The sequence below is a fragment of the Burkholderia sp. Bp9090 genome (assembly GCF_003857985.1).
Lineage (GTDB): Bacteria > Pseudomonadota > Gammaproteobacteria > Burkholderiales > Burkholderiaceae > Burkholderia.
Genome location: NZ_QTPV01000044.1, coordinates 43,946 through 68,325, shown reverse-complemented (window position 1 = coordinate 68,325; position 24,380 = coordinate 43,946). Strand labels below are relative to the sequence as shown.

Genomic DNA, 24,380 nt, shown 5'->3' with positions numbered 1-24,380 from the left:
ATAGATGATGACGCGATCGCCCTTGCCGATCCCGCGTTTCTTCAGCGCGTTCGCGAAGCGCGACACGCGTGCCAGCAGCTCGGCATAGGTGACGCGCGTGACGGTGCCGTCGTCGGCCTCGAAGATCACGGCGACGCGCTCGCCGTTGCCGGCTTCGACGTGGCGGTCGAGGCAGTTGTACGACGCGTTGAGTTCGCCGTCGTCGAACCACTTGTAGAACGGCGCGTCGCTCTCGTCGAGCACCTTCGTGAACGGCTTGTGCCAGCTGAGGCCCTCGCGCGCGAGACGCGCCCAGAAGCCTTCGTAATCCTGCTCGGCTTCGGCGGCCAGCGCGCGGTAGGCCGGCATGCCGGAGATGTTGGCGCGCTCGCGTGCGTCGGCCGACGGTTCGAAGATTCGGTGTTCCTGCAGGATCGATACGAGGGCAGTCAAGGTGTTCTCCGTGGAAATTGTTGGTGTGCGGCCTGACTGTTGAAACGCAACTTGCATGCCAATCGAACGGGTATTCGGCCGGAGCGGCGTGCGTGCGCGTTGCAGTGCGGTTCACGTAGATCGATATGCAGTGCAAAGCATAAAAAGACCAGGCACTCGGTGCGCTTGCCGGCCTGCGCGTTGCGTCGAAATGCAGCAGCGGGTGTTGCAGGCGTCAACACGGCACACGATACGCGGCGTGCACGCCGCTGGCCGGACGCCGCGCTACGCGATGAACGACCGGAGCGTGCCGAGCGCGTCGGATGCGCGAAGCCGCGCGAGCGCCGACGCCTCGATCTGCCGCACGCGTTCGGCGGACAGGTTCAACTGGCGGCCGATGTCGCGCAGCGAGCAGCCTTCGTCCGCGTGCAGTCCGTAGCGCAACCGCAGGACCGTCGCCTCGCGCGACGGCAGCCGGTCGATCGCGGCGGCGATCGTATGGCGCAACTGGGCGGCGCCGGCCGCGTCTTCGGGCGACGGCGACGACAGGTCGGGCGCGACGTCGGCGAACGTCATGTCGCCTTCCGGCGACACCGGCAAATCCGCCGACACCGGCTCCTTCACGATCGCCATCAGGTCGCGCACCTTGTCGACCGGCTCGCCCATGTGGACGGCCAGTTCGGCCGGCGTCGCGGCCGTGCCCGTGCGTTGCCGATGCTCGCGCGCGAGCCGCGTCAGCTTGTTCAGCGCGTCGACCGTATGCGTCGGCACGCGGATCGTGCGGCCGAGGTCGGCGAGCGCATGCGTGATCGCCTGCCGGATCCACCAGGTCGCGTAGGTCGAGAAACGGAAACCGCGCCGGTAGTCGTAGCGCTCGATCGCCTTCAACAGGCCGATGTTGCCTTCCTGGATCAGGTCGGCGAACGCCAGGCCGCGATCGGGATAGCGCTTCGCGATCGACACGACGAGCCGGAGGTTCGCGTCGAACAGTCCGGTCCTCGCCGGCTGCATCGCGCGCTCGATCGCGGCGAGCCGCGCATCGAGCGACGCGGTCGCGCCGGGCGGCAGCGCCGACGCCGGGGCATCGCGCACGATCGCGGCGCGTGCGTCGACGAACTCGGCCGCGCGCCGCGTCAGCGTCGGCCCGCAGGCCGGATGGGCGGCGATGCACGACGCGAGCCAGCCCGCGTGGTCGTCGTCGGTCGACCGCGCAAACGACGGCGGGACGCCCACGTCGGCCAGCATCCGCGCCAGCCGGCCCCGCAGCGCGCGCTGCCGGCATGCGCGCTTGCGCAACGGTTCGCTCATCCGTTCGAGTGCGCGGGCGGACAGGCTCACCGTGCCGAGCAGCGCCGCGACGTCGCGGACTTGCGCGCGATACGCGGCGGAAGCGCTGCCGCCCGACAGCAGCGCCGCGCGCATGCCGCCGGCGAGCGCGTCGATGCGGGCGAGCCGTGCCACGACGGCGTCGCGCCAGGCCGAATCCTCCGGTGGCGTCTCGTCGTCGCGTGCGGGTTCGCCGGTGGAAGCGGCCGTAGCGTCCGCATTGACCCTGTCCGCCGGGCGGTCGTCGCGCGGGCCGTCGGCGAGAAAGATCACGTAGGTCGATGCGGCGGTCCGGCATTCGGCGATCTCGGTGCGGATCGACACCAGCGCGTCGAGTGCATCGGGATCGCCGCACAGCACCGCGACCGACGCCGCGCGGCCGCGCTCGATGCGCTGCGCGTAGGTGAATTCCTCGTCGCGCGTGAGGAGCGGTGTCGTGCCCATCTCGCGCAGGTACAGCCGGACCGGGTCGGTCGTGCGCGGCGCGAGCAGGTCGGCCGCGGCGAGCGTGCCGGCGCCGTCGGCCCATGCACGCGCGGGCGGCGCGGGCCGGAAGTAGCGGTCGAGCGTCCAGCCGCTCGCGGTATCGGCGCTGTCGCACACCGCGATGCCGAGTTCGGCGAGCACCGCGGCGGCGGCATCGATGCCGCTGTCGCCCGCATCGTCGTCGGGCAGCGCGTCGATGATGTCGCCGCGCGTGACGAAGCCGCGCGACAGGCCGGTCGCGATCAGCGCGTGCAGATGCGCGACGGCGTGCGGCGGCGCGCCGTCGTCGATGCCGGCCGCGGGCGCCGGTGCGTGCCGCGCCGGCATCCCGTCGCGCGACGCGTCACGCGCGCTTCGCATACACGTTGCACCAGCCGTCCGCCGCGACCAGCTTGCCGCCGAACATCGGACACGTGCCGGCGGCATCCGCCGCTTCGCCCTTGTAGAAGCGGCAGTTCACGCAGCGCTGGCCGGCCTGGTATTTCGGGAACTGCGCGGCGTCGACGCTGGACGCACGCGCGCGATAGCCGAGCGTCTTCGCGGCGGCGTCGTTCTCGTCGACGAGCGGCGGCGCCGCGAGTGCCGTGCGTGCGGCGGCGAGCGTCGCGCACAGGCCGATGGTATGGATGATGAAGGTTCTGCGGGAGGTCGGGTACGTCACGGTCGTTTCCTGGTGAAGATGAAATCGTGGGGAAGGGCGCGGCCCGCATCGCGTGGCGGAGCCGCTTGCCCCGGTGTTACTGGCTCGCGTCCTTGTGCGCGGCGGGACCGGCGATGAGCGGCGCGGTCGATGCGTGGGCGGTATCGGCCGTCAGCTTGCTCTTGCCGGCGGCATAGCCGTTCGACGCGAGCAGGAAGGCCATCAGGTCCGCGTAGTCTTCGTCCTTCAGCTTGCCGGGCTGGTCCGCCGGCATGTTGGTCGCCATGTAGCCGAACACGCCGCCGATCGTCAGGTGCGAATGCGACAGCGGCGCGAACGACGGGCCGCTCAGCGCGGGCGCGGTGTTGCCTTCGAGGTCGGCGCCGTGGCACTTCGCGCACGCATTGCCGTAGATTTCCTTGCCGTGTGCGACCTGGGCCGCGTCGAACGTCGGCGCGGCGTCGCCGGTGCTCGCGGCGACGCGGATGAAGCCGCCTGCGGGCACGTTGCGCGCGCGCAGCAGGCTACCGGGCGCGCGGCCTGCGCTCGCCGTCGCGCCGTCGAGGAAACGCGACGGCGTGCTCGACTGGTGCGCTTCGAGCGCGCTGCCGGGCAGTGCCCACTTGCGGGTCAGCGCGGCCAGCCGGCCGTTGTCCTTCATCCGCGTGAGTGCCGCGTCGATCCGCTGCTGCAACGCGGCCGAGCGCGGCGCGAACGCGAACGTGAGCTGCCACTCCGCATACGGCGACGCGGTCGCGCCGATGCGGAACGCCTGTTTCGGATGCGCGGCCTGGTACGCGACGACCGCCGGATACCAGACGATCGCGCGATGCGCGCGGCCGCGGGCGACCGCGTCGACTGTTTGCTCGGACGTGTTCTCGAGATCGAAGCGCGCGTTCTTCTGCTGCACCGCGATCAGTTGCGCGGGGCTCGCGTAGGTGGCCGCGACGATTTCCCGGCCGGTCGGCGGCGTGCCGGCGTCGCGGCGCGTGACGCTCACGTAGCCCGAGCGCAGGTAGCCCTGCGAGAACAGCAGCTTCGTGTCGGATGCGTCGGCGATGGCCGAGCGCGGGAAGCCGGCGAGCACGTCGCAATCGCGTTCGAGGATGCCGGCCAGTTCGTGCGCGGATACGCCGTCGTCGTCGCTGCCGCCCGCGTCGTGTGCGGCGAAGCTGGCGGCGATGCCGGCCGTGCGGAACACCTCGCGGGCGACCGCCTTGTCGAGCGCGGCCGTCGGCGTGCCGGGCAGCGAGCAGACGCGTACCGCCGTCGCGGCCGTGGACGGCACCGGGGTCAGCGCCGTGCCTGCCGCGAGCGCACTGGCCACGGCGAGGCGGGAAAGTCGGAGGTTCATGATCGTACGCTCGGTTGAAAAGGAGAAGGGAGGCGGCACCCGCGCCGGCGGCGCGGGTGCGATGCGGTTGAACGGACGTCGATCAGCCGCGGTCGAGGGCGAACACGTACAGCGTGCCGCCGCGCGGCACGTCGTCCGCCGCCTTGGCCATCGGGCCGCCCCAGATCGGGTTGGCGCCGCCGTAGCCGGCGAGCACTGCTACGTACTCCTTGCCGTCGACTTCGAAGACGGACGGCTGCGCGATGATCCCGCTCGCGAGCTTCGGGCTCTCCCACAGCACCTTGCCGGTCGACACGTCGAACGCGTACAGGTGGCCGTCGAGCGAGCCGCTGAACGCGAGGCCGCTGGCGGTCGTCGCGACGCCGCCGTTCCACGGCAGCTTGCTCCAGTGGCTCCACACCTTCTTGCCGGTGTTCACGTCGATCGCCTGGAGTTCGCCGTAGCCTTCGCTGCCCGGCTCCGGCTTGATCTCGAAGCCTTCGCCGAGATACGGCAGCCCTTCCATGTAGTTGACCGACTTGCCCGACAGGCTCATGCACGCATGCAGCGCCGGGACGATCGCGAGATGGCGCACGGGGTCGTACGACATCGACCACCAGTTCTTGCCGCCGAGGAAGCTCGGGCACGTGTCGATCGTCGTGCCGACCTTCGGATACTTCGCGGGATCCTGGATCGGCGCGCCGTCTTCCGTGTAGCCGGTGACCGACGTGGCCTTCACGAACGGCTCCGCATAGATCAGCTTGCCGGTGTCGCGGTCGATCGCATGGAAGTAGCCGTTGCGGTCGGCATGGACGATCGCGTCGTGTTCCTTGCCCTTGTACTTGATCGTCGCGAGCACCGGTGTGTTGACGCCGTCGTAGTCCCAGGTGTCGTGCTTGGTGTACTGGTAGTGCCACTTGAGGTCGCCGTTCTTCGGATCCAGCGCGAGCAGCGAATCGGAGTACAGGTTGTCGCCCGGCCGCAGGTCTGCGAGCCACGGCCCCGGGTTGCCGACGCCCCAGTACAGCGTGCGCGTCGCCGCGTCGTAGGTGCCGGTCAGCCAGGCCGGTGCGCCGCCGTGCGCCTGCATGCCGTCGGGCCAGGTATCGGCGTGCTTCTCGCCCTGGCCGGGGATCGTGAAGCGCTTCCACAGCAGCGTGCCGTCGTTCGGGCTGAGCGCCGCGATGAAGCCGCGTGCGCCGTATTCGCCGCCCGAGCTGCCGACCACGATCGCGCCGTCGAGCGCGAGCGGGGCGAGCGAGAACGCGTAGCCGAGCCCTGGTTCGAACATCTGCTTCTTCCACACGAGCGCGCCGGTCTGCGCGTCGAGCGCGGCCACCTCGCCGCTCAGCATCGCGACGTAGACGTTCTTGCCGTATAGCGCGACGCCGCGGTTCACGACGTCGCAGCAGGCCGTCTTGAACGATTCCGCGCCGAGCTTCGGTTCGTATTTCCACAGCTGTGCGCCGGTGGCCGCGTCGAACGCATACACGTTGTCCTTCGGCGTGGTCACGAACAGGTAGCGGCCGTTGACGATCGGCGTGGCCTCGAAACCCTGCTTCAGCTCGGCCGGAAACTTGTAGCTCCACGCCTGCGTGAGCTGCTTCACGTTCGACGCGTCGATCTGCTTGAGCGGCGAATGCGCCTGGCCGCTGTACGTGCGGTAGTAGGTGAGCCAGCCCGGATCGCGTTGTGCATCCGTGAGCCGCTGATACGTGACGGCCGGATAATCCGCGGCAGCGTCCACCAGGCCGGGATTCAAGGCGATCGCCGCCGCCGCCGCGATGCCGATCGTTGCCAGTCGGCTCGTCGAAGCCGAGAGTTTTTTCATGGTTGTCTCCTGAGTCATTGTGGTCGCACCGCGGCCAACACATGGCCGGGCCGGCAGGGTGGGGATCCGGGTCCAGTGCGCAGCCAGTCACGCAAATCGCATGCCACTGCGGCGCGCGCCTTGCCGCGCAAGGCGCAGCGGCCGATTGCGCGCGTTGCGGCGACGCGGGCGGCGCGGCGCGGCTGATCCGCGGGTGTTGCGTTCGGGGACAGCCGCGGGCCGAGTGTTGCGAAACATGACAACGCCGTGAGCGGACGGGAGCCGCGCGCATGCGATACGTGGCGCACGGCCAATCGCGGCGGTCATGCGCGAGGGCATGCCTGAATGGATGACGGTGCGGCGCAGGGACGGCGATCGTCGTCGACTGTGTGAGTCGATGGCGCGCCGTTACCCGGTGCGACGCACGCATGCAACGGACCGCGCGCCCGCGGCGGCGCGCTCGATCCGAACGACGATCGTGCATACGACTGCGCGAGCGCCGCACCGTTGATCCAAATTGACACAGGTGCAACAGCGGTGGCACGAACTGCAACAGGTCGGCGGTTGCATATCGACGCGTGGCGGCTTCAACCTGCGCCGGCCGGGCGATGCGGGCATCGGCATGCTTCTTGCCGTTCGAACCGGCAACGATTCCGCGCAGCGAGAAACCACCATGCCCGTCCCGATGCCGTTCGATGCCAATCGCAGGTCCGACCGCCGCCGCGTGGTTGCGCTCGCATACGGCATCGCGCCGGTCGGCGCGGATGCCGCGACGAGCGCGATGTCGCAGGCCGTGCGCGCACGCGAACCGCTGCACGCGGTCGCGCTGGCGGTATTCGCCGTCCATGCGGCCATCACGGTCGCGCTGTGGCATGCGTGGGTGCCCGCTGCACGCCCGACGCTAGCCCGTGCGCTCGCCGTCGAAGTGGACGCGAGCGAATCCGCGCGGGTGGCCGAACCGGGCGAGCAGCGCCGTACGGATGGCGCAACACCGGTTCCTCCCGTGCAGGGGCCTTCGCATGCGCGCCGCGAAACGTTCATGCCTCGGGAGATTCGGCCGAACCCGACGGTGCCGCGTCGGGTCGATCGCACAAGTCCTTCGCGCCAGCCCCCGGCCGCAACCGCCGTGGCGCGGCCGGACGGCGAATTGCAGCGAGCCGGGGCGGTACCGGAACCGGCGTCGCCGGCCGCCGCACACGCATCGGCCGATACCGCGACGGTGCCTGCGCACGCGGCGCCCGCCGCACCATCGGCAACCGCGCCCGAACCCGTCACCGCACCGCGGTTCGCGGCTGCGTACCTGCGCAATCCCGCGCCCGACTATCCGGACGTCGCGCAGCGGCGCGGCTGGGAAGGCACCGCGTTGCTGAACGTGCATGTGCTCGCGAGCGGCCGGCCCGACCAGGTCCTGCTGTCGGCGAGCAGCGGACACGACGCGCTCGACGAGGCGGCCGTCGCGGCGGTCACGGACTGGCGCTTCGTGCCGGCGAAACGCGGCACGGAATCGATCGACGGCTGGGTCAGGGTGCCGGTCGTGTTCAAACTCGGAAACTAGGGAGTCCTTCATGCCTGACTACATCCACTACGCGGTTGTCAGTGCGTTTGCGCTTCTTGCGGTGCTGTCGGCGCTCACCTGGACGCTGATCACCGTGAAGGCGCTGCTGTATGCGCGCGTCGCGCTCGGCAACCGCCGCTTTGCCGCGGGCCGCGGCGATCGCGCGGCACTGTCGATGCCGACGGACGACGAGGCGGCCGCCAGCTCCAACGCGCGCCTGCAGCGCGCCGTGTGCGCCGCATTGCGCGATCTCGACGCACCCGAGCCGCACGCCCCGGCCACATTGGTTGCGTGGGACCGCCGCGACCTGCTCGAACGCACGCTCGCGCGCGCGATCCGGCGCGAACGGCGGCCGCTCGAGCGCGGGCTCACCGTGCTCGCGTCGATTGCGAACGTCGCGCCGTTCGTCGGGCTGTTCGGCACCGTGTTCGGCATCGTCCACACGTTGCAGTCGATGACGGCGTCGGCCACGAACGGCATCGATGCGATCGCGGGGCCGATCGGCCAGGCGCTGGTCGCGACCGGGATCGGGATCGGCGTCGCGATTCCGGCGGTGCTGGCTTACAACCTGTTCCTGCGGCAGCTCAAGACCGTGACGGCCGGGCTCGACGAGTTCGGGCAGGACCTGATCGCGCTGGCCGAACAGCGCCGCTTCCGGATCGACGCGCCGGTGCATGCCGCGCTGCCGGCGGCAAGCAATGCGGGCGTGCGCCGGGCGGCCGTATGAGGACGGACGAGCGCGAAGCCGACGCGGGCGAACCGCTCGGCGAGATCAACGTGACGCCGCTCGTGGACGTCGTCCTCGTGTTGCTGGTGATCTTCATGGTCGCGGCGCCGCTGATGACGCATGCGATCCGCGTCGACCTGCCGAAGGCAGCCGCGCCCGCGCGCGACCCGCGTGCAGCGACCGTCACCGTGACCGTCGACGCGCGCGGCGCGGTCCGGATCGACGGCACGCCGGCCGCGCCGGCCGAGGTCGAAGCCGTGCTGGCACGCCGCGTCGCGCACGACCCGCAGACGAGCGTGAGCCTGCACGCGGACCGCAACGAGCCGTTCGGCACCGTGGCCGGCGTCATCGCGTCGATCGGACGCGCGCGTGTTGCGCATGTCGCGATCGCGACGGCGGACGGCGCTGCCGGGCCGGCGCCATGAAGCGAACGACGTCAGCGGAGATACGCGTCGACCTGTCGATATGGACAACGATATAAAAACGCAAAGACAAGAATGGAGGAGACGTGGAGATGAAGGAAACCGATGGGGCGAAGCGCCGCTTCGCCGCTCGGCGCGCGGGCGTGACGCTGTGCTTCGGCGGCATGCTCGGCGGCTGGCTCGCGCCCGCGTCGGCGCAGGTCGAACCGGCCGGCAACGCCGATGCGCCGACGCTCGCGCCGATCGTCGTCGTCGGCACGACGCCGCTGCTCGGGATCGGCACGCCGCTCTCGCGCGTGCCGGCCAACGTGCAGACGATTCGCGGCGAGGACCTCGCGCGCCAGCACGACAGCGTGCTGACCGACTACTTCGAGAAGAACGTCTCGAGCGTCGACATCAACGAGGCACAGGGCAATCCGTACCAGACGGATGTGAACTACCGCGGCTTCACCGCGTCGCCGGTGGTCGGCACGCCGCAGGGGCTGTCGGTGTTCGTCGACGGCGTGCGGGTCAACGAGCCGTTCGGCGACGTCGTGAACTGGGATCTGATCCCGCAGGCGGCGATCGACACGATGCAGCTGATCCCCGGTTCCAATCCGACCTACGGCCTCAACACGCTCGGCGGCGCGCTCGCGATCACGACGAAGAACGGCAGGACGAGCCCGGGCGGCGCCGCGCAGGTATCGATCGGATCGTGGGGACGCAAGACCGCGCAGATCGAGCAGGGCGGACGCATCGGCAGCCACCTCGACTATTACGTGACGGGCAACGTCGCGAACGACAACGGCTGGGCCGATCACAACGCGAGCCGCGTGCGGCAGGGCTTCGGCAAGCTGCGCTACACGGACGCCGATACGACGCTGTCGATCTCGGCCGGCGGCGCGGACAACGCGCTGCAAGGCTCGCAGACGATTCCGCGCACGTTTCTCGACAATCGCGCGCAGGCCTACACCTATCCCGACCTGAACCGCAACAGCGCCGCGTACGTCACCGTGGCGGGCGACCATTCGTTCGGCGACCACGTGCAGCTGAGCGGCAACGTCTATTACCGGCACTATCGCAACACCAACATCAGCAGCAACGTGAACGACGATTTCGGCAGCGTCGACGGCAGCGGCGCCACCGACACCGTGCAGGCGACCAACGCCCGCTCGGTGATCGCGACCGACAGCTACGGCACGAACCTGCAGCTGACGCTGCTCGGCAAGCTCGCCGGCATGGACAACCAGTTCGTGGCGGGCGCATCCGCCGATCTCGCGAACTCGGGGTTCGAGCAATCGTCGCAGGATGCGATGTTCACGGCGACGCGCGCGACGGTCGGCATCGGCGACTTCACGCAGACGACGCGCGCGAAGACGCGCAACGCGAACTACGGTGTCTACTTCGACGACACGCTCGCGCTGACGCGGCAATGGTCGCTGACGCTGGCCGGGCGCTACAACGTGTCGCGCGCGGCGATCGAGGACGTGAGCGGCCTGCAGCCGCTGCTGACCGCGCGCCATACGTTCGCGCGGTTCAATCCGGCCGTCGGCGTCACGTGGAATCCGGCGCCGGGCTTCACCGCGTATGCGACGTACAACGAAGGAATGCGCTCGCCGACCGCGATCGAGCTCGCGTGCGCCGATCCGGCCGCGCCGTGCTCGTTGCCGAACGACTTTCTCGCCGATCCGGCGCTAAAGCCCGTGATCGCGAAGACGATCGAGCTGGGCGCGCGCGGCCGGGTGGGCCAGGCGACGACGTGGAGCGCGGCCGTCTACCGCACGACGCTCGACGACGACATCCAGTTCATCAGCAGCAACGGCGGCGCGAGCACGCTCGGTTATTTCCAGAACGTCGGCAAGACGCGCCGGCAAGGCTTCGAACTCGCGGGCCATACGCGGCTCGGGCCGCTCGGCATCGGCATCAGCTACAGCTATGTCGACGCCAGCTACCGCTCGACGTGGACCGAAAGCAGCGCGAGCAATTCGAGCGCCGATGCGCGCGGCAACATCGTCGTCCGCTCCGGCGACCGCATTCCGGGGATTCCGTCGAGCACCGTGAAGCTGCGGCTCGACTATGCGGCGACGCCGACTTGGACCGTCGGCACCCGCATCACGTATCGCAGCGGCGTGTTCGCGCGCGGCGACGAGAACAACCAGGACGAAAATGGCAAGGTGCCCGGCTATTTCCTCATCGACCTCGACACGACCTGGCAAGTCACGAAGCAGCTGCAACTGTTCGCGTCGGTGACCAACCTGCTCGACAAGCGCTATGCGAGCTTCGGGATGCTCGGCCGGAACGTATTCAATGGTCCTAACCATTCGTTCGACGGGTTCAATGCCGTCAACGAACAGTTCGTCGGGCCGGGCGCGCCGCGCGGCGCGTGGGTCGGCGCGCGCTATGCGTGGGACTGAACGGGCGGCTCGGCGTGTTGCGGTGCGACTGCCGCCGTGACGTCGAGCATCTTGCGTACCGCGTGGGCAACGCCACGCGCGAGCGCAGCATCGCTCGCGAGATGCCCGGCCGGCACGCGCTCGACGATGGCGGCCGGCACCGCGCGCGAGAGTCGATCGACGTTGTCGACCGGGCACACGCGGTCGCGCGTGCCGTGCACCGCATGTATCGGCACGCCGGCTTGCGCGGCCTGCCGGGCGAGCGCCAGCAAGCGGCGTTCGCCGAGCCAGCAATGGCGTTGCAGGTAGTGCGCCTGGATCCGGTACTTGTCGATCAGCCGGTCGATCGCGGCTTGCGTCGGCCGCGCGCCGCGCGCCGGCCGCCCGGTCAGGATCGCGTCTTCATACGCGTTCCATGCGAGCGCGACCGCGCGCTGCCGCGCCGCGCCGGCGCCCGGCTGGAGACGCCGCGCGCAGCAGGCGATCAGGCGATCGGCGCGCGCGGTGCCGGCGGCGGCCGTCAGGCGCTGCCAGGCCCGCGGCGCCCGTGCGCGTGCACCGACGAACAGGCCGCGCACTTCGCGCGAAGACGTGAGGAACAACCCGCGCAGCACGACGCCGGTGACGCGCGACGGATGCCGTCCCGCGTAGGCGAGCGCGAGCGCCGCGCCCCACGACCCGCCGACGACGCCCCAGCGTGTGATGCCGAGCCGCGCGCGCAGCGCGTCGAGATCGCCGATCAGTCGCATCGTGTCGTTGTGACGCAGGCCGCCGCGCGGCGTCGACGCACCCGCGCCGCGCTGGTCGACCAGCACGACGCGTGTGCGCGTCAGGTCGAACAGGTGCAGCACGGCCGGCCGGCTGCCGCTGCCGGGCCCGCCGTGCAGCACGACGACCGGAGCGCCGCGCGGATTGCCGGCTTCAGTCCACGCGATCGTGCATGCATCGCGGGACAGGCGGCGCACGGGGAGGGCGGAGCGTTGGCTGCGTGATGGCGACATGTCGGCCGGGTATAGACGGAGAGGGAAAGGCAATCGCGCGATGCGGCCGCGCCCGACCCGTATGAAGCCAGATTCGCGCCGGCGATGAAGATAGGGATTCGTCCGGGTGGCGGCACGCGTGCGTTTCACGTTATCACGTCGATCACGCGCTCGGGACGCCGCATCGACGGCAAGCCAGTGCCGTCATTTCATTTTCCTTTCAATTTCGGTCGGCGCGGCGATGCAACGAAACCAGATCGTGCGCGCATCCCGTCGTGGCCCGATGTTTGCTTGCATCAAGGGCAAAGAGTCCGGCAGCGACCGGAAGGATCCCCGGAGGAGACAATGCGCGATGACGTTCATCCGACGGCCAACGCACGGGCCACGCATGCGCCCGGCTGGCCGACGCCGACGATCCAGAAGTCCCATGAGCGGTCCGAGACGTTCGGCCTGCAGGCGTCGGCACGTCCCGACTACGACCTGCTGTCCGGCGCCGCGCTGGCGCTCAAGCGCGAGCAGAACCGCGTGCTGTGCGTGCATGCGATGCCCGTGATGGAGACGCTGCACGAGCAGATCGTCAATACGCAGAGCATGATCGTGCTGACCGATGCGGAAGGGCTGATCCTGCATTCGATCGGCGACGACGATTTCCTGCGGCGCGCGGAGCGGGTCGCGCTGCGCCCCGGCGCGAACTGGGCCGAGAACCGGCAGGGCACCAACGCGATCGGCACCGCGCTCGCGGAGCTGTGTCCGATGGTCGTGCACGGCGACCAGCACTTCCTGGCCGCGAACCATTTCCTGACCTGCTCGAGCGTGCCGATTCTCGATCCGTACGGCGACGCGATCGGCGTGCTCGACGTGACGGGCGACCACCGCAGCTATCACCAGCACACGATGGCGCTCGCGAAGATGTCGGTGCAGATGATCGAGAACCACCTGTTCACGACGACCTTCCAGGAGACGCTGCAGGTGTCGTTCCACGGCCGCCCCGAATTCCTCGGCACGCTGATGGAAGGGATCGTCGCGTTCACCGCGGACGGCCGCTTCCTGTCGGCCAACCGCAGCGCGCAGTTCCAGCTCGGGATGCCGCTCGCCGCGCTGCGCGCGCATACGCTCGCGTCGCTGTTCGACGTGACGAGCGCGCAACTGATCGACCGGATGCGCGCGAGCACCGAGCCGCACGTGTCGCTGAACCTCGGCAACGGCGCGGTGGTCTGCGCGCGAGTGCAGTTCCGGCGTGCGTTGCGGGCCGAGGGCAGCCGGCCCGCCGAGGTGCACGACGGCGCCGCCCCCGCCGCGCGGCCGCCTGCCGCGCAGGGCGCGGCAAGCCTGTCGCGCCTCAGCTATCTCGACACCGGCGATCCGCAGGTCGCGGCGGTGATCGCGAAGGTCCGCAAGGTGATCGGCAAGGACATTCCGGTGCTGATCACCGGCGAAACCGGCACCGGCAAGGAACTGCTCGCGCAGGCGATCCACAACGACTCGCCGCGCCGCGACGGGCCGTTCGTCGCCGTCAACTGCGCGTCGATTCCGGAGACGCTGATCGAATCCGAATTGTTCGGCTATGAGGAGGGCGCGTTTACCGGCGCCCGCCGCAAGGGCGCGACCGGCAAGCTGCTGCAGGCCAACGGCGGCACGCTGTTTCTCGACGAAATCGGCGACATGCCGTATCCGCTGCAGGTGCGGCTGCTGCGCGTGCTGCAGGAGCGCATCGTCAATCCGCTCGGCTCGACGAAGGCGATCGGCGTCGACATCGCGATCATCTGCGCGACCCACCGCGACCTGCGCGAGATGATCGCGCAGAACCGCTTCCGCGAGGACCTGTACTACCGGCTCAACGGCCTCGTCGTACGGCTGCCGCCGCTGCGCGACCGCACGGACCTCGCGGTGGTCGTCCAGAAGATGCTGCAGCGGGAGACGCTGTCGGGGCCCGGCCGCCGGCCGTTGAGCGTCGCGCCCGACGTGATGGCGCTGTTCGAGCGTTGCGCGTGGCCGGGCAACTTCCGGCAGCTCGCGAACCTGCTGCGCACCGCGGCCGCGATGGTCGACGACGACTGCGAGATCCGCTGCGAGCATTTGCCGGACGACTTCTTCGACGACGTGCGGCGCGACTGTGGCGCGGCGGCGCAGGGCGCCGCTGCGCCGCCAGCGCTCGCAGCGGAAGCGCCCGTGCCCGCGTTCGCGAACGCGACCGCGGCCGGTGATGCGCGGTTGCAGGACGTGGCCGCATCCGCGATCGCGGCCGCGCTCGCGCGTCATGGCGGCAACGTGTCCGCCGCCGCACGCGCGCTCGGCGTGTCGCGCAACACGATCTACCGCAAGATGCCGGCCGCCGGGCCGGATGCGCTGGAGCCGGACGAACCCTGACGGAAGCCGCGACTGTCACACCGGTGTGTCAGGTTGCAACACCCGGTGTTCAAGGATTCAACACTTGCTCACCAGGCCGCGCGCATCGTGAACCGTCGCTCGACGGATTCTGAAATGTTTATGTCGGTCAATCGTAAGGATTTCGGTGCCGTGACCACCCGGCGGTGGCCGCACGCCTGCGCACACCGCCGCGCGACGCAAATCCGGCCCCGGCACGCTCCTTGCTGAATGGGTATCGGCCGCTCGATCGATGCGGTTTGTTCGACTCACCAACTCAACAAGGAGACACATCATGCAGTGGACCACCCCGGCTTATACCGACCTGCGTTTCGGTTTCGAAATCACGATGTACATCGCCAACCGCTGATCGACGCGCGCAGTGCCGCCCGCATCGACGGACACGATGCGGGCGGCACCCGGAGCACACGCAGATGAAGATCAAGATACTCGGCTCGGGCGCCGGCGGCGGACTGCCGCAATGGAACTGCAACTGCGGCAACTGCCGTCGCGCGCGGGCCGGCACCGACGGCATCGTGCCGCGCACGCAATCGTCGATCGCCGTCAGCGGCGACGGCAGCGACTGGGTGCTGGTGAACGCGTCGCCGGACATCCTCGCGCAACTGCGCGCCGCCCCCGACCTGCAGCCCGCCCGCGCGATCCGCGACAGCGCGATCGTCGCCGTCGTGCTGTGCGACGCGCAGATCGATCACGTGACGGGCCTGCTGATGCTGCGCGAACGCACGTCGCCGCTGCCGCTGTACGCGAGCGCACCGGTGCTCGACGATCTGTCGACCGGGCTGCCGCTCGTGCCGCTGCTCGGCCACTACTGCGGGGTCGACGTCCACCCGATCGCGCCGGGCCAGCCGTTCGCGATCGCGGGCGCCGGCGGTCTTCGCTTCACCGCCGTGCCGGTCGACAGCAAGCCGCCGCCGTATTCGCCGCGCCGCGAGGCGAGCGTGCCGGGCGACAACATCGCACTCCTGATCGAAGATACGGCGACCGGCCGGCACGCGTTCTACGCGCCGGGGCTCGCCGACGTCGACGACGGCGCGCGCGCCGCGATGCGCGACGCCGATCTCGTGCTGGTGGACGGCACCTTCTGGACCGGCACCGAGATGATCGACCTCGGCCTGTCGTCGAAGCACGCGGCCGACATGGGGCATCTCGCGCAGTGCGGCGACGCGGCGCGGCCCGGGATGATCGAGCAGTTGCGGCAGTTGCCGGCGCACACGCGCAAGGTCCTCACGCACATCAACAACACGAATCCGATTCTCGACCCAGGTTCCGCGCAGTGCGCGCAGTTGCGCGAGCACGGCATCGAGGTCGCCCACGACGGCATGCAATTCGAGGTCTGACCATGAACGCACCGATTCCCGCCGCCGCGTTGCACGCGACGCCCTGGAGTGCGCAGGAGTTCGAGGCGCGCCTGCGCGCGCTCGAATCGCGCTACCACATCCATCATCCGTTCAACCGGCGCTTGAACACCGGCGCGTGCTCGCCGGCGCAGATCCGCGGCTGGGTCGCGAACCGCTTCTACTATCAGGTCAGCATTCCGCTGAAGGACGCGGCGATCCTGTCCAACTGCCCGGACCGCGACACGCGCCGGCTGTGGGTCGAGCGGATTCTCGACCACGACGGTCACGGCGGCCAGGAAGGCGGGATCGAGGCCTGGGCGCGGCTCGGCGAGGCGGTCGGCATCGAGCGCGCGGAGCTGTGGTCGCTCGCGCACGTGCTGCCCGGCGTGCGGTTCGCGGTCGACGCCTACGTCAATTTCGCGCGGCACGCGCCGTGGCAGGAGGCCGTGTGCTCGTCGCTGACCGAGATGTTCGCGCCGCAGATCCACCTCGACCGGCTCGCGGGCTGGCCATCCCACTATCCGTGGATCGAGGCGGACGGGCTGCAGTATTTCCGCAGCCGCGTGCCGCTGGCGCAGCGCGACGTCGAACACGGGCTCGCGGTGACGCTGAGCCATTTCACGACACCGGACGCGCAGCGGCGCGCGCTAGACATCCTGTCGTTCAAGCTGGATGTGCTGTGGTCGATTCTCGACGCGATTGAAAAGGCGTACCCCGCATGAACTCCAACGAAGCCGTCAGCGGCGTGCCGCTGCGCCCCGCGCTGAGGGGTATGTACCGCCTGCAGTGGGAGGCGGCCCAGGATGCGTACGTGCTCCTGTATCCGGAAGGCATGGTCCGGCTCAACCCGAGCGCGGGCGAGATCCTCGCGCGCTGCGACGGCAAGCGCGAGCTCGACGACATCATCGACGAGCTCGAGCGGCTGTTCAGCACGTCGGATCTCGCGTCGGACGTCTATCGCTTCCTCGATCATGCGCGACTGCGCGGCTGGCTCGACTGACATGGACATGACACCGCCTCCGAACCGCCCGAGCGCGCCGCTGTGGCTGCTCGCCGAGCTCACGTACCGCTGTCCGCTGCACTGCGCGTTCTGCTACAACCCCGTCGACTTCGCGACGCACGGCGCGGAGCTCGACACCGACGCGTGGCGCACGGTGATCAGCGACGCGCGCGCGCTCGGCGCCGCGCAGATCGGCTTTTCCGGCGGCGAACCGCTGCAGCGCGACGATCTGGAGGTGCTGGTCGAGCATGCGCGGTCGCTGGGTTTCTATACCAACCTGATCACGTCGGGCGTGGGCCTGAATGCCACGCGCATCGGCCGGCTCAAGGCGGCCGGGCTCGATCATGTCCAGTTGTCGCTGCAGGATTCGACGCGCGAGCTGAACGACTTCCTGACCAGCACGCGCACGTTCGACCTCAAGCGCGGCGTCGGGCGGCTGATCAAGTCGCATGGCTATCCGATGGTGCTGAACTGCGTGCTGCACCGGTACAACCTGCCGCACGTCGGCCAGATCATCGAGATGGCGCTCGACCTCGGCGCGGATTTTCTCGAGCTTGCCAACACGCAGTATTACGGCTGGGCGATGCTGAATCGCGACCAGCTGATGCCGACCGCCGAACAGTTGCGCGAAGCGGAGGAAACGGTCAACCGCTACCGGAAGCTCGTCGGCGAACGGTGCAAGATCCTGTTCGTCGTGCCCGACTACTTCGAGCAGCGGCCGAAGGCCTGCATGAACGGCTGGGGCTCGGTGTTCCTCGGCGTCGCGCCGGACGGCACCGCGCTGCCGTGCCATGCCGCGCGCGGGTTGCCGGGCCTCGCGCTGCCGAACGTGCGCGACCGGTCGCTGCAGGAGATCTGGTACGACAGCGACGCATTCAACGCGTTTCGCGGCGACGGGTGGATGCGCGATCCGTGCCGCACCTGCGACGAGCGTCACACGGATCACGGCGGGTGCCGCTGCCAGGCGTACATGCTGGCCGGCGATCCGGCGCAGGCCGATCCGGTCTGCGCGAAGTCCGAACATCACGGCCGGGTCGAACAGGTCGTGCAGTTCGCGCGGCGGGCAGGGCGCGAGGACGAGCGGCCGCTGATCTTTCGCAGTATTGCGAATTCGATCGCGAGCTGAGCGGCAGCGGGCGGCATGTCGGTGAGCCTCACTTGTTCGACCGCTTGACCGCTTGCCGCGCCGCCTGCTCGAGCAGCGCCGCGAACGCCGCTTCGTCGACGCGCAGCCCCCTCGGCGTGCGGCGCACCTGCAGCGCCGCGAGCATCCCGGCCTCGAACGTATCGAGCACCACCGGATGAATGTAGCAGCGCCGGCACACGGCCGGCGTGTTGCGCAAGACCTCGGCGACGGTGCGCACCGTTTCGACGATCTGCTTGCTGGCGTGCGCGACGTCCTGCTGCGGCACGCGCCGCAGCAACGCCAGCGCCTGCACGCTGCCTGCCCACGTCCGGTAATCCTTGGCCGTGAACGCCGCGCCCGCTGCGTCGCGCAGATAGTCGTTCACGTCGCACGAGCCGACCGAATGGCGCGTGCCGTCTTCGTCCAGATACTGGAACAGCTCGTGTCCCGGCAGCTCCGCGCAACGGCGCACGATGCGGCCGACGCGCGGGTCGTCGACCGTCACGTCGTGCTCGATCCCGCTCTTGCCCGTGAAGCGCAGCCGCACCTGTCCGGGACCGATCGTCACGTGGCGCTTGCGCAGCGTCGTCAGCCCGTACGACGCGTTCTCGCGCGCATACTCGGCGTTGCCGACCCGCGCGAGCGTCGTGTCGAGCAGCCGGACGACCGTCGCGACGATCTTCGCGCGCGGCATGCCGGGCAGCGCGAGATCGCGCGCGACGCGTGCGCGGATGCGCGGCAGCGCGCGGGCGAATTCAGCCATCCGTGCGTACTTGTTCGCGTCGCGCGTCTCGCGCCACTGCGGGTGATAACGATACTGCTTGCGTCCGCGCGCGTCGCGCCCCGTCGCCTGCAAATGGCCGCGCGGGTCCGTGCAGATCCACACGTCGGTGTAAGCGGGCGGAATCGCGAGCGCGTTGATGCGGGCGATCTCGTCGGCGTCGCGGATCCGCGTGCCGTCCGGCGCGTAGTACGCGAAGCCGTTGCGCAGCCGCCGGCGCGTGTAGCCGGGGCGCCGGTCGTCGACGTGGCGCAGCGGCGCGGCGGACACGTCCGCGTCCGGAGGTGCCGCGCGGGGCGTGCGCGTCTTCATGCTGCGATGCGTCGATCGACGCGCGCGGTTGATCCGCGCATCGGCGCGGCGGGCTCCGCTCGTCGCTGCTGCTGGCATCGTCTTCTCCTTGTGGTTCGCGCGATTCGGAGCGTGACAGCAAGAAGCGTGCGCCGTGCTTGCGGCGCCATGCCGTTACCGTTGCGCCGGCCGATCATGGAGAAAAACAATCCATGTGGCGTTCTCGTTGATCGCCCCGAGTTCATTTCACGACGCGGCCCCGCCCGCTTAGGTGTTTATACGTATGCCGATACCGATATCGCTTCAATCCAATATTTCATTGGAAGGTTATCGGACTTGTTCCTAGACTGATCCGGGGCGTACATCTCGGGCCGGCCGCAACGGCCGGGCCGCCTCGCCCCGAACCGCGCCCGTGCCACGCAGAACCACAACAGCACGACACGGCACCGCGCCAGGCCGGCGCCGCGGCATACAACGACACCATCGGAGACGGACCATGACATTCATCAGGAAGCTGGCGGCCGGCGCGATCGTCGCCGCGGCGACGGTGCTGGCCACCGGCGCGCACGCGCAGCAAAAGCCGATCACGCTCGGGTTCTCGCAGGTCGGCGCGGAAAGCGCGTGGCGCACCGCGAACACCGTGTCGGTGAAGGGCGCGGCGAAGGAAGCCGGCATCAACCTGAAATTCTCGGACGCGCAGCAGAAGCAGGAGAACCAGATCCGCGCGATCCGCTCGTTCATCGCGCAGAAGGTCGACGTGATCGCGTTCTCGCCGGTCGTCGAGTCGGGCTGGGAGCCGGTGCTGACCGAAGCGAAGGCGGCCCGTATTCCGGTGATCCTGACCGATCGCGGCGTCGACGTGAAGGATCCGTCGCTGTACGTGACGATGATCGGTTCGGACTTCCTCGAGGAAGGGCGGCGCGCGGGCCACTGGCTGGAAGAGCGCTACAGGAACGATGCGGGCCCGGTCAACATCGTCGAGCTGCAGGGCACGGTCGGCTCGGCGCCCGCCAACGACCGCCGCGCGGGCCTGCTCGAAGTGATCAAGAACAATCCGAAGTTCAAGGTGATCGCGTCGCAAAGCGGCGACTTCACGCTCGCCGGCGGCAAGCAGGTGATGGAAGCGTTCGCGAAGACCTACGGCAAGCAGATCAACGTCGTCTACGCGCACAACGACGACATGGCGCTCGGCGCGATCCAGGCGATGGAAGAGGCCGGCATCAAGCCCGGCAAGGACGTGAGCGTCGTGTCGTTCGATGCGACCAAGGGCGGCTTCCAGGCGATGGTCGCCGGCAAGATCAACGTCGACGTCGAATGCAGCCCGCTGCTCGGCCCGCAGCTGATGACCGCGGTGAAGGACGTGGTCGCCGGCAAGCAGCTGCCGAAGCGCATCGTCACGAACGAGACGGTGTTCCCGATGAGCGTCGCGGCGCAGGTGCTGCCGACCCGCAAGTACTGAATCCCGGCGCACGCGGACGGCGGCGCGTTCGCCGCCGTCCGGCCGCCGCTTCGAATCGAGGGCGATCCATGACGAGTCCGCCGGTGGTCGAGATGATCGGCATCGACAAGGCGTTTCCGGGTGTCCACGCGCTGCAGCGCGTGAACTTCCGGCTGTTTCCGGGCGAGATCCACGCGCTGATGGGCCAGAACGGCGCCGGCAAGTCGACGCTGATCAACGTGCTGACCGGCGTGCACGCGCACGACGTGGGCGAGATTCGCGTCGGCGGTGCGCCGGTGAGTTTCGCCGCGCCGCGCGAGGCCGAGGCGGCCGGGATCCAGACGCTGTACCAGGAAGTGAACCTGTGCGCGAACCTGTCGGTCGCGGAGAACATCTTCGCGGGCCGGCAGCCGATGCGGCGCGGCGCGATCGACTGGAAGACGATCCACGCGCGGGCACGCGATGCGCTCGCCGAGCTCGACCTGTCGCTCGACGTCACGCGCTCGCTCGACGCGTATCCGATCGCGGTGCAGCAGATGGTCGCGATCGCGCGGGCCGTGTCGGTCGACGCGCGCGTGCTGATTCTGGACGAACCGACGTCGAGCCTCGACGACGGCGAGGTCGCGCGGCTGTTCGACGTGCTGCGCCGGCTGAAGGCGTCGGGCATCGCGATCCTGTTCGTCACGCACTTTCTCGAACAGACCTACGCGGTGTCCGACCGGATCACCGTGATGCGCAACGGCGAGCGCGAGGGCGAGTACCTCGCGCGCGACCTGCCGGTCGACGTGCTGGTCGCGAAGATGACCGGCCGTGAGCCGATGTCCGGCACGCTGCAGGCGGGCGCGGCGGCCGTGCAGCGCGATGCCGATGCAGCTGCGCCGTTCCTGTCGATGCGGCAGGTCGGCCGGCGCGGGATGGTGAGCCCGCTCGATCTCGACGTGCGGCCCGGCGAAATCGTCGGACTGGCCGGGCTGCTCGGCTCGGGGCGCACGGAGACCGCGCGGCTCGCGTTCGCGGCCGAGCGCACCGACACCGGCGCGATCGAGATCGACGGCGCGCGCAAGCGGCTCGCGTCGCCGCACGACGCGGTCCGCAACGGGATCGCGTATTGCCCGGAGGATCGCAAGAAGGAGGGCATCGTCGCGGCGCTGTCGATCCGCGAGAACATCGTCCTCGCGCTGCAGGCGCGGCGCGGCTGGTGGCGGCTGATCAGCCGTGCGCGCCAGCGCGAGCTCGCCGACACGTACATCGCGCGGCTAGGCATCAAGGCGCGCGACGCGGAGCAGCCGATCGGGCTGCTGTCGGGCGGCAACCAGCAGAAAGTGCTGCTCGCGCGCTGGCTCGCGACGGAGCCGAAGCTGCTGATCCTCGACGAGCCGACCCGCGGCATCGACGTCGCCGCGAAATTCGACATCATGGAGCGCGTGCTCGCGCTGTGCGCGCAAGGGCTCGCGATCCTGTTCATCTCGTCGGAGATCAGCGAAGTGGTGCGCGTGAGCCACCGGATCGCGGTGCTGCGCGACCGCCGCAAGGTCGCCGAACTGACCGGTGCCGACGCGTCGGAGGAACACGTGTACCAACTGATTGCGGGAGGCCGGTCATGATGCGGCTCCGTGGATTGCTTCGTCATCCGCTCGTGTGGCCGGTGCTGACGCTCGCGCTGCTGTTCGCGCTCGACGTCGCGCACCGGCCGGGCTTCCTGGCGATCGCGCTGCTCGACGGTCACCTGTTCGGCGCGCCGGTCGACATCCTGAATCGCGCGGCGCCGCTGGTGATCGTGTCGCTCGGCATGACGCTCGTGATCGCGACGCGCGGGATCGACATCTCGGTCGGTGCGATCGTCGCGATCGCGGGCGCCGCCGCGGCGATCGTGCTCGACGGCGATCCGGCGCGGGTCGGCACGGCGCTCGCCGCCGCGCTCGGCGTCGGGTTGCTCGCCGGCGCATGGAACGGCGTGCTCGTCGCGTTCGTCGGGATGCAGCCGATCATCGCGACGCTGATCCTGATGGTCGCCGGACGCGGCATCGCGCAGCTGCTGACCGGCGGGCAGATCATCCCGATCGGTGCGCCCGGCTACCTTGCACTCGGCGGCGGCTATCTCGCGGCCGTGCCGTGCGCGGTCTGGATCGCGCTTGCGACGATCGCGGCGAGCGCGCTGCTGGTGAACCGTACGGCGCTCGGCCTGTTCATCCGCGCGATCGGCGTGAATCCGGTCGCGACGCGGCTCGTGGGCTTGCGCGCGGGGGCGGTCGTGTTCGGCGTGTATCTGTGCTCCGGCGTGATGTCGGCGCTCGCCGGGATCCTCGCCAGCTCGAACGTGCGCAGCGCCGACGGCAACAACGCGGGGCTGCTGCTCGAGCTCGACGCGATCCTCGCGGTGACGCTCGGCGGCACGTCGCTGCTCGGCGGCCGCTTCAGCCTCGCCGGCTCCGTGCTCGGCGCGCTGATCATCCAGACACTCACCTACACGACCTATTCGATCGGCGTGCCGCCGGAGGCGACGCTCGTCGTGAAGGCGATGGTCGTGATCGTCGTGACGCTGATCCAGTCGGACGCGGCGCGCGCGCTGGTCGTCCGGCACGCGTCGCGGCTGCTGCCTTCCGCGCGTTCGCGCGCCACCACCGGAGCGACGCCGCGATGAACCGATTCCTCGCACGGCTCGCCGACCCGCGCACGCTGCCGATCGTCGTGACGATCGTGCTGTTCGCCGCGCTGTTCGGCTTCGGATCCGTGATGTATACGGGTTTCTTCTCGATGCAGGTGCTGACCGGGCTGCTCGTCGACAACGCATTCCTGCTGATCGTCGCGATCGGGATGACGTTCGTGATCGTGTCGGGCGGCATCGACCTGTCGGTCGGCTCGGTCGTTGCTCTGACAACGATCTTCTGCGCGGTCGGCGCCGAGCGATGGCACTGGCCCGTCTGGGCGATCGTGCCGCTCGTGCTCGTGTTCGGCGCGTTGTACGGTGCGGCGATGGGCGCGCTGATTCATTACTTCCGGCTGCAGCCGTTCATCGTCACGCTGGCCGGGATGTTTCTCGCGCGCGGAGCGTGCTTCCTGATCACGACGCAGTCGATCACGATCAACGAGCCGACCTTTCATGCGCTCGCGGGCATCAGCGTGCCGGCGGGCGGTGGGACGCTGAGCGCGGGCGCGCTGATCGCGCTCGCGACGCTGGCCGCCGCGGTCTACGTCGCGCATTTCACGCGCTTCGGCCGCAACGTGTATGCGATCGGTGGCAACGAGCGCTCGGCGCTGCTGATGGGGCTGCCGGTCGCGCGCACCAAGGTCGGCGTGTATGCGCTGAGCGGCTTCTGTTCGGCGCTCGGCGGCGTGGTGTTCACGCTGTACGTGCTGTCCGGCTATGGGCTGCAGGCGCAGGGCATGGAACTCGATGCGATCGCCGCGACCGTGATCGGCGGCACGCTGCTCACCGGCGGAGTTGGGTACGTGATCGGCTCGGTGTTCGGCGTCGGCATCCTCGGCACGATCCAGGTGCTGATCACGTTCGACGGCACGCTGAGCTCGTGGTGGACGCGGATCGTGATCGGCGCGCTGCTGTGCGTGTTCTGCCTGCTGCAGCGGATCATCGAGCGGCATGCGGCGCGGCGGCGGAGCGGCGGCACCGGGCTCGATCCGAAACGGCGCAAGCGGGAAGTCGCGCAGGCCGGGTCGGCTGCGCCGGGTGACGATGCGGCGCTGGTGTCGACGATGCGGCGGGTTTTGCGGGTGTGGCGCTTCACGCCGTCGGCGGCGCGCCGGTGACGGTTATGCAGGTTCGGGCATATCCATCTCCGGTTCGGCGTTGAACGGCGTATGTTTCGACGCATCGGCGATGCCGATGTGTTTCAGCAACGCGGTCAGCCGCTCGATCGCGTGCAGATCCGGCGCATCGAGCGGCTCCCGTACCGCCTGCACGAACGCCACATGCATGCTCGTCGAGTCATGCCACGATATCGG

At 69.5% G+C, this 24,380-nt stretch carries 22 protein-coding genes; 14 read left to right on the top strand and 8 right to left on the bottom strand.

The window, feature by feature from the left end:
* From DIE16_RS29560 to DIE16_RS29540, 5 genes are all read right to left on the bottom strand, one after another.
* Window positions 1–489, bottom strand: a 489-nt coding sequence (locus tag DIE16_RS29560) for an acetyl-coenzyme A synthetase N-terminal domain-containing protein (protein WP_409364469.1), incomplete at its 3' end; no start/stop codon positions are given.
* A 207-nt stretch (window positions 490–696) separates the two neighbouring features.
* Window positions 697–2,550, bottom strand: a complete 1,854-nt coding sequence (locus tag DIE16_RS29555) for a sigma-70 family RNA polymerase sigma factor (protein WP_124893942.1) — start codon at window positions 2,548–2,550, stop codon at window positions 697–699.
* Between the two features lie 16 nt (window positions 2,551–2,566).
* Window positions 2,567–2,884 (bottom strand): high-potential iron-sulfur protein, encoded by a 318-nt coding sequence (locus DIE16_RS29550; protein WP_124489117.1) that lies wholly within the window; start codon window positions 2,882–2,884, stop codon window positions 2,567–2,569.
* 76 nt (window positions 2,885–2,960) lie between these two features.
* Window positions 2,961–4,217: a c-type cytochrome gene (locus DIE16_RS29545; protein ID WP_124523774.1), complete on the bottom strand. Its 1,257-nt coding sequence runs from the start codon at window positions 4,215–4,217 to the stop codon at window positions 2,961–2,963.
* Between the two features lie 82 nt (window positions 4,218–4,299).
* Window positions 4,300–6,027: a methanol/ethanol family PQQ-dependent dehydrogenase gene (locus DIE16_RS29540; protein ID WP_044849070.1), complete on the bottom strand. Its 1,728-nt coding sequence runs from the start codon at window positions 6,025–6,027 to the stop codon at window positions 4,300–4,302.
* 652 nt (window positions 6,028–6,679) lie between these two features.
* Here DIE16_RS29540 and DIE16_RS37320 point away from each other — a divergent pair.
* The 4 genes from DIE16_RS37320 (at window position 6,680) to DIE16_RS29520 (ending at window position 11,103) form a co-directional block, all read left to right on the top strand.
* A complete protein-coding gene (locus tag DIE16_RS37320) occupies window positions 6,680–7,561 on the top strand; it encodes an energy transducer TonB (protein ID WP_260434472.1) in 882 nt (293 codons plus the stop codon).
* Between the two features lie 10 nt (window positions 7,562–7,571).
* Window positions 7,572–8,288: a MotA/TolQ/ExbB proton channel family protein gene (locus tag DIE16_RS29530; protein WP_124893939.1), complete on the top strand. Its 717-nt coding sequence runs from the start codon at window positions 7,572–7,574 to the stop codon at window positions 8,286–8,288.
* A complete protein-coding gene (locus DIE16_RS29525) occupies window positions 8,285–8,713 on the top strand; it encodes a biopolymer transporter ExbD (RefSeq protein ID WP_124646676.1) in 429 nt (142 codons plus the stop codon). Before DIE16_RS29530 ends, DIE16_RS29525 begins: the two co-directional genes overlap by 4 nt.
* A gap of 89 nt (window positions 8,714–8,802) precedes the next feature.
* Complete coding sequence (locus tag DIE16_RS29520) at window positions 8,803–11,103, top strand: TonB-dependent receptor (RefSeq protein WP_124646675.1); 2,301 nt, start codon at window positions 8,803–8,805, stop codon at window positions 11,101–11,103.
* Here the strand turns inward: DIE16_RS29520 and DIE16_RS29515 are convergent.
* A complete protein-coding gene (locus DIE16_RS29515; RefSeq protein WP_124646674.1) occupies window positions 11,088–12,083 on the bottom strand; it encodes an alpha/beta fold hydrolase in 996 nt (331 codons plus the stop codon). The two genes, DIE16_RS29520 and DIE16_RS29515, sit on opposite strands and share 16 nt — an antisense overlap.
* 324 nt (window positions 12,084–12,407) lie before the next feature.
* Between DIE16_RS29515 and DIE16_RS29510 the strand changes: the two genes are divergently transcribed.
* The 6 genes from DIE16_RS29510 to pqqE all read left to right on the top strand — a co-directional run bounded on the left by DIE16_RS29510 (window position 12,408) and on the right by pqqE (window position 17,910).
* Window positions 12,408–14,429, top strand: a complete 2,022-nt coding sequence (locus tag DIE16_RS29510) for a sigma-54-dependent Fis family transcriptional regulator (protein ID WP_124893938.1) — start codon at window positions 12,408–12,410, stop codon at window positions 14,427–14,429.
* Window positions 14,430–14,721: 292 nt separating this feature from the next.
* The gene (gene pqqA, locus DIE16_RS29505; RefSeq protein WP_006410019.1) at window positions 14,722–14,796 is read left to right on the top strand and encodes a pyrroloquinoline quinone precursor peptide PqqA; all 75 of its coding nucleotides are present in this window, start codon (window positions 14,722–14,724) and stop codon (window positions 14,794–14,796) included.
* 64 nt (window positions 14,797–14,860) lie between these two features.
* Window positions 14,861–15,784 carry a pyrroloquinoline quinone biosynthesis protein PqqB gene (gene pqqB, locus DIE16_RS29500; RefSeq protein WP_124571957.1) on the top strand — a complete coding sequence of 308 codons (924 nt, stop codon included), beginning with the start codon at window positions 14,861–14,863 and terminating at the stop codon, window positions 15,782–15,784.
* A 2-nt stretch (window positions 15,785–15,786) separates the two neighbouring features.
* On the top strand, window positions 15,787–16,506 hold the full coding sequence (gene pqqC, locus DIE16_RS29495; protein ID WP_124489109.1) for a pyrroloquinoline-quinone synthase PqqC: 720 nt from the start codon (window positions 15,787–15,789) through the stop codon (window positions 16,504–16,506).
* Entirely contained in the window at window positions 16,503–16,784 is a 282-nt protein-coding gene (gene pqqD / locus DIE16_RS29490; protein ID WP_044849078.1) for a pyrroloquinoline quinone biosynthesis peptide chaperone PqqD, read from the top strand. Before pqqC ends, pqqD begins: the two co-directional genes overlap by 4 nt.
* Window positions 16,785–16,791: 7 nt before the next feature.
* Window positions 16,792–17,910 carry a pyrroloquinoline quinone biosynthesis protein PqqE gene (pqqE, locus tag DIE16_RS29485; RefSeq protein ID WP_124523763.1) on the top strand — a complete coding sequence of 373 codons (1,119 nt, stop codon included), beginning with the start codon at window positions 16,792–16,794 and terminating at the stop codon, window positions 17,908–17,910.
* 28 nt (window positions 17,911–17,938) lie between these two features.
* Here pqqE and DIE16_RS29480 read toward each other — a convergent pair whose 3' ends face one another.
* Window positions 17,939–19,003, bottom strand: a complete 1,065-nt coding sequence (locus tag DIE16_RS29480; protein WP_124893940.1) for a DNA topoisomerase IB — start codon at window positions 19,001–19,003, stop codon at window positions 17,939–17,941.
* 475 nt (window positions 19,004–19,478) lie between these two features.
* Here DIE16_RS29480 and DIE16_RS29475 point away from each other — a divergent pair, with 475 nt between their 5' ends.
* From DIE16_RS29475 to yjfF, 4 genes are all read left to right on the top strand, one after another.
* Window positions 19,479–20,441, top strand: a complete 963-nt coding sequence (locus DIE16_RS29475; protein ID WP_124523762.1) for an ABC transporter substrate-binding protein — start codon at window positions 19,479–19,481, stop codon at window positions 20,439–20,441.
* 68 nt (window positions 20,442–20,509) lie between these two features.
* The gene (locus DIE16_RS29470; RefSeq protein WP_124893937.1) at window positions 20,510–22,024 is read left to right on the top strand and encodes a sugar ABC transporter ATP-binding protein; all 1,515 of its coding nucleotides are present in this window, start codon (window positions 20,510–20,512) and stop codon (window positions 22,022–22,024) included.
* Window positions 22,021–23,061 (top strand): ABC transporter permease, encoded by a 1,041-nt coding sequence (locus DIE16_RS29465; protein WP_124489104.1) that lies wholly within the window; start codon window positions 22,021–22,023, stop codon window positions 23,059–23,061. Before DIE16_RS29470 ends, DIE16_RS29465 begins: the two co-directional genes overlap by 4 nt.
* Window positions 23,058–24,185, top strand: coding sequence for a galactofuranose ABC transporter, permease protein YjfF (gene yjfF, locus DIE16_RS29460; RefSeq protein WP_124489103.1), 1,128 nt, complete (start codon window positions 23,058–23,060; stop codon window positions 24,183–24,185). The genes DIE16_RS29465 and yjfF overlap by 4 nt, the downstream gene beginning before the upstream one ends.
* Window positions 24,186–24,188: 3 nt before the next feature.
* Here yjfF and DIE16_RS36785 read toward each other — a convergent pair whose 3' ends face one another.
* Window positions 24,189–24,353 (bottom strand): hypothetical protein, encoded by a 165-nt coding sequence (locus tag DIE16_RS36785; RefSeq protein WP_185735532.1) that lies wholly within the window; start codon window positions 24,351–24,353, stop codon window positions 24,189–24,191.
* Window positions 24,354–24,380: the final 27 nt, after the last annotated feature.

Excerpts from the sequence above, each read along its gene's own strand:
- DIE16_RS29555 (WP_124893942.1), bottom strand. The coding sequence starts at position 2,550 with ATGCCGGCGCGGCACGCACCGGCGCCCGCGGCCGGCATCGACGACGGC.
- DIE16_RS29545 (WP_124523774.1), bottom strand. The coding sequence starts at position 4,217 with ATGAACCTCCGACTTTCCCGCCTCGCCGTGGCCAGTGCGCTCGCGGCA.
- DIE16_RS29540 (WP_044849070.1), bottom strand. The coding sequence starts at position 6,027 with ATGAAAAAACTCTCGGCTTCGACGAGCCGACTGGCAACGATCGGCATC.
- DIE16_RS37320 (WP_260434472.1), top strand. The coding sequence starts at position 6,680 with ATGCCCGTCCCGATGCCGTTCGATGCCAATCGCAGGTCCGACCGCCGC.
- DIE16_RS29530 (WP_124893939.1), top strand. The coding sequence starts at position 7,572 with ATGCCTGACTACATCCACTACGCGGTTGTCAGTGCGTTTGCGCTTCTT.
- DIE16_RS29525 (WP_124646676.1), top strand. The coding sequence starts at position 8,285 with ATGAGGACGGACGAGCGCGAAGCCGACGCGGGCGAACCGCTCGGCGAG.
- DIE16_RS29520 (WP_124646675.1), top strand. The coding sequence starts at position 8,803 with ATGAAGGAAACCGATGGGGCGAAGCGCCGCTTCGCCGCTCGGCGCGCG.
- DIE16_RS29515 (WP_124646674.1), bottom strand. The coding sequence starts at position 12,083 with ATGTCGCCATCACGCAGCCAACGCTCCGCCCTCCCCGTGCGCCGCCTG.
- DIE16_RS29510 (WP_124893938.1), top strand. The coding sequence starts at position 12,408 with ATGCGCGATGACGTTCATCCGACGGCCAACGCACGGGCCACGCATGCG.
- pqqB (WP_124571957.1), top strand. The coding sequence starts at position 14,861 with ATGAAGATCAAGATACTCGGCTCGGGCGCCGGCGGCGGACTGCCGCAA.
- pqqC (WP_124489109.1), top strand. The coding sequence starts at position 15,787 with ATGAACGCACCGATTCCCGCCGCCGCGTTGCACGCGACGCCCTGGAGT.
- pqqD (WP_044849078.1), top strand. The coding sequence starts at position 16,503 with ATGAACTCCAACGAAGCCGTCAGCGGCGTGCCGCTGCGCCCCGCGCTG.
- pqqE (WP_124523763.1), top strand. The coding sequence starts at position 16,792 with ATGACACCGCCTCCGAACCGCCCGAGCGCGCCGCTGTGGCTGCTCGCC.
- DIE16_RS29480 (WP_124893940.1), bottom strand. The coding sequence starts at position 19,003 with ATGAAGACGCGCACGCCCCGCGCGGCACCTCCGGACGCGGACGTGTCC.
- DIE16_RS29475 (WP_124523762.1), top strand. The coding sequence starts at position 19,479 with ATGACATTCATCAGGAAGCTGGCGGCCGGCGCGATCGTCGCCGCGGCG.
- DIE16_RS29470 (WP_124893937.1), top strand. The coding sequence starts at position 20,510 with ATGACGAGTCCGCCGGTGGTCGAGATGATCGGCATCGACAAGGCGTTT.
- DIE16_RS29465 (WP_124489104.1), top strand. The coding sequence starts at position 22,021 with ATGATGCGGCTCCGTGGATTGCTTCGTCATCCGCTCGTGTGGCCGGTG.
- yjfF (WP_124489103.1), top strand. The coding sequence starts at position 23,058 with ATGAACCGATTCCTCGCACGGCTCGCCGACCCGCGCACGCTGCCGATC.
- DIE16_RS36785 (WP_185735532.1), bottom strand. The coding sequence starts at position 24,353 with ATGCATGTGGCGTTCGTGCAGGCGGTACGGGAGCCGCTCGATGCGCCG.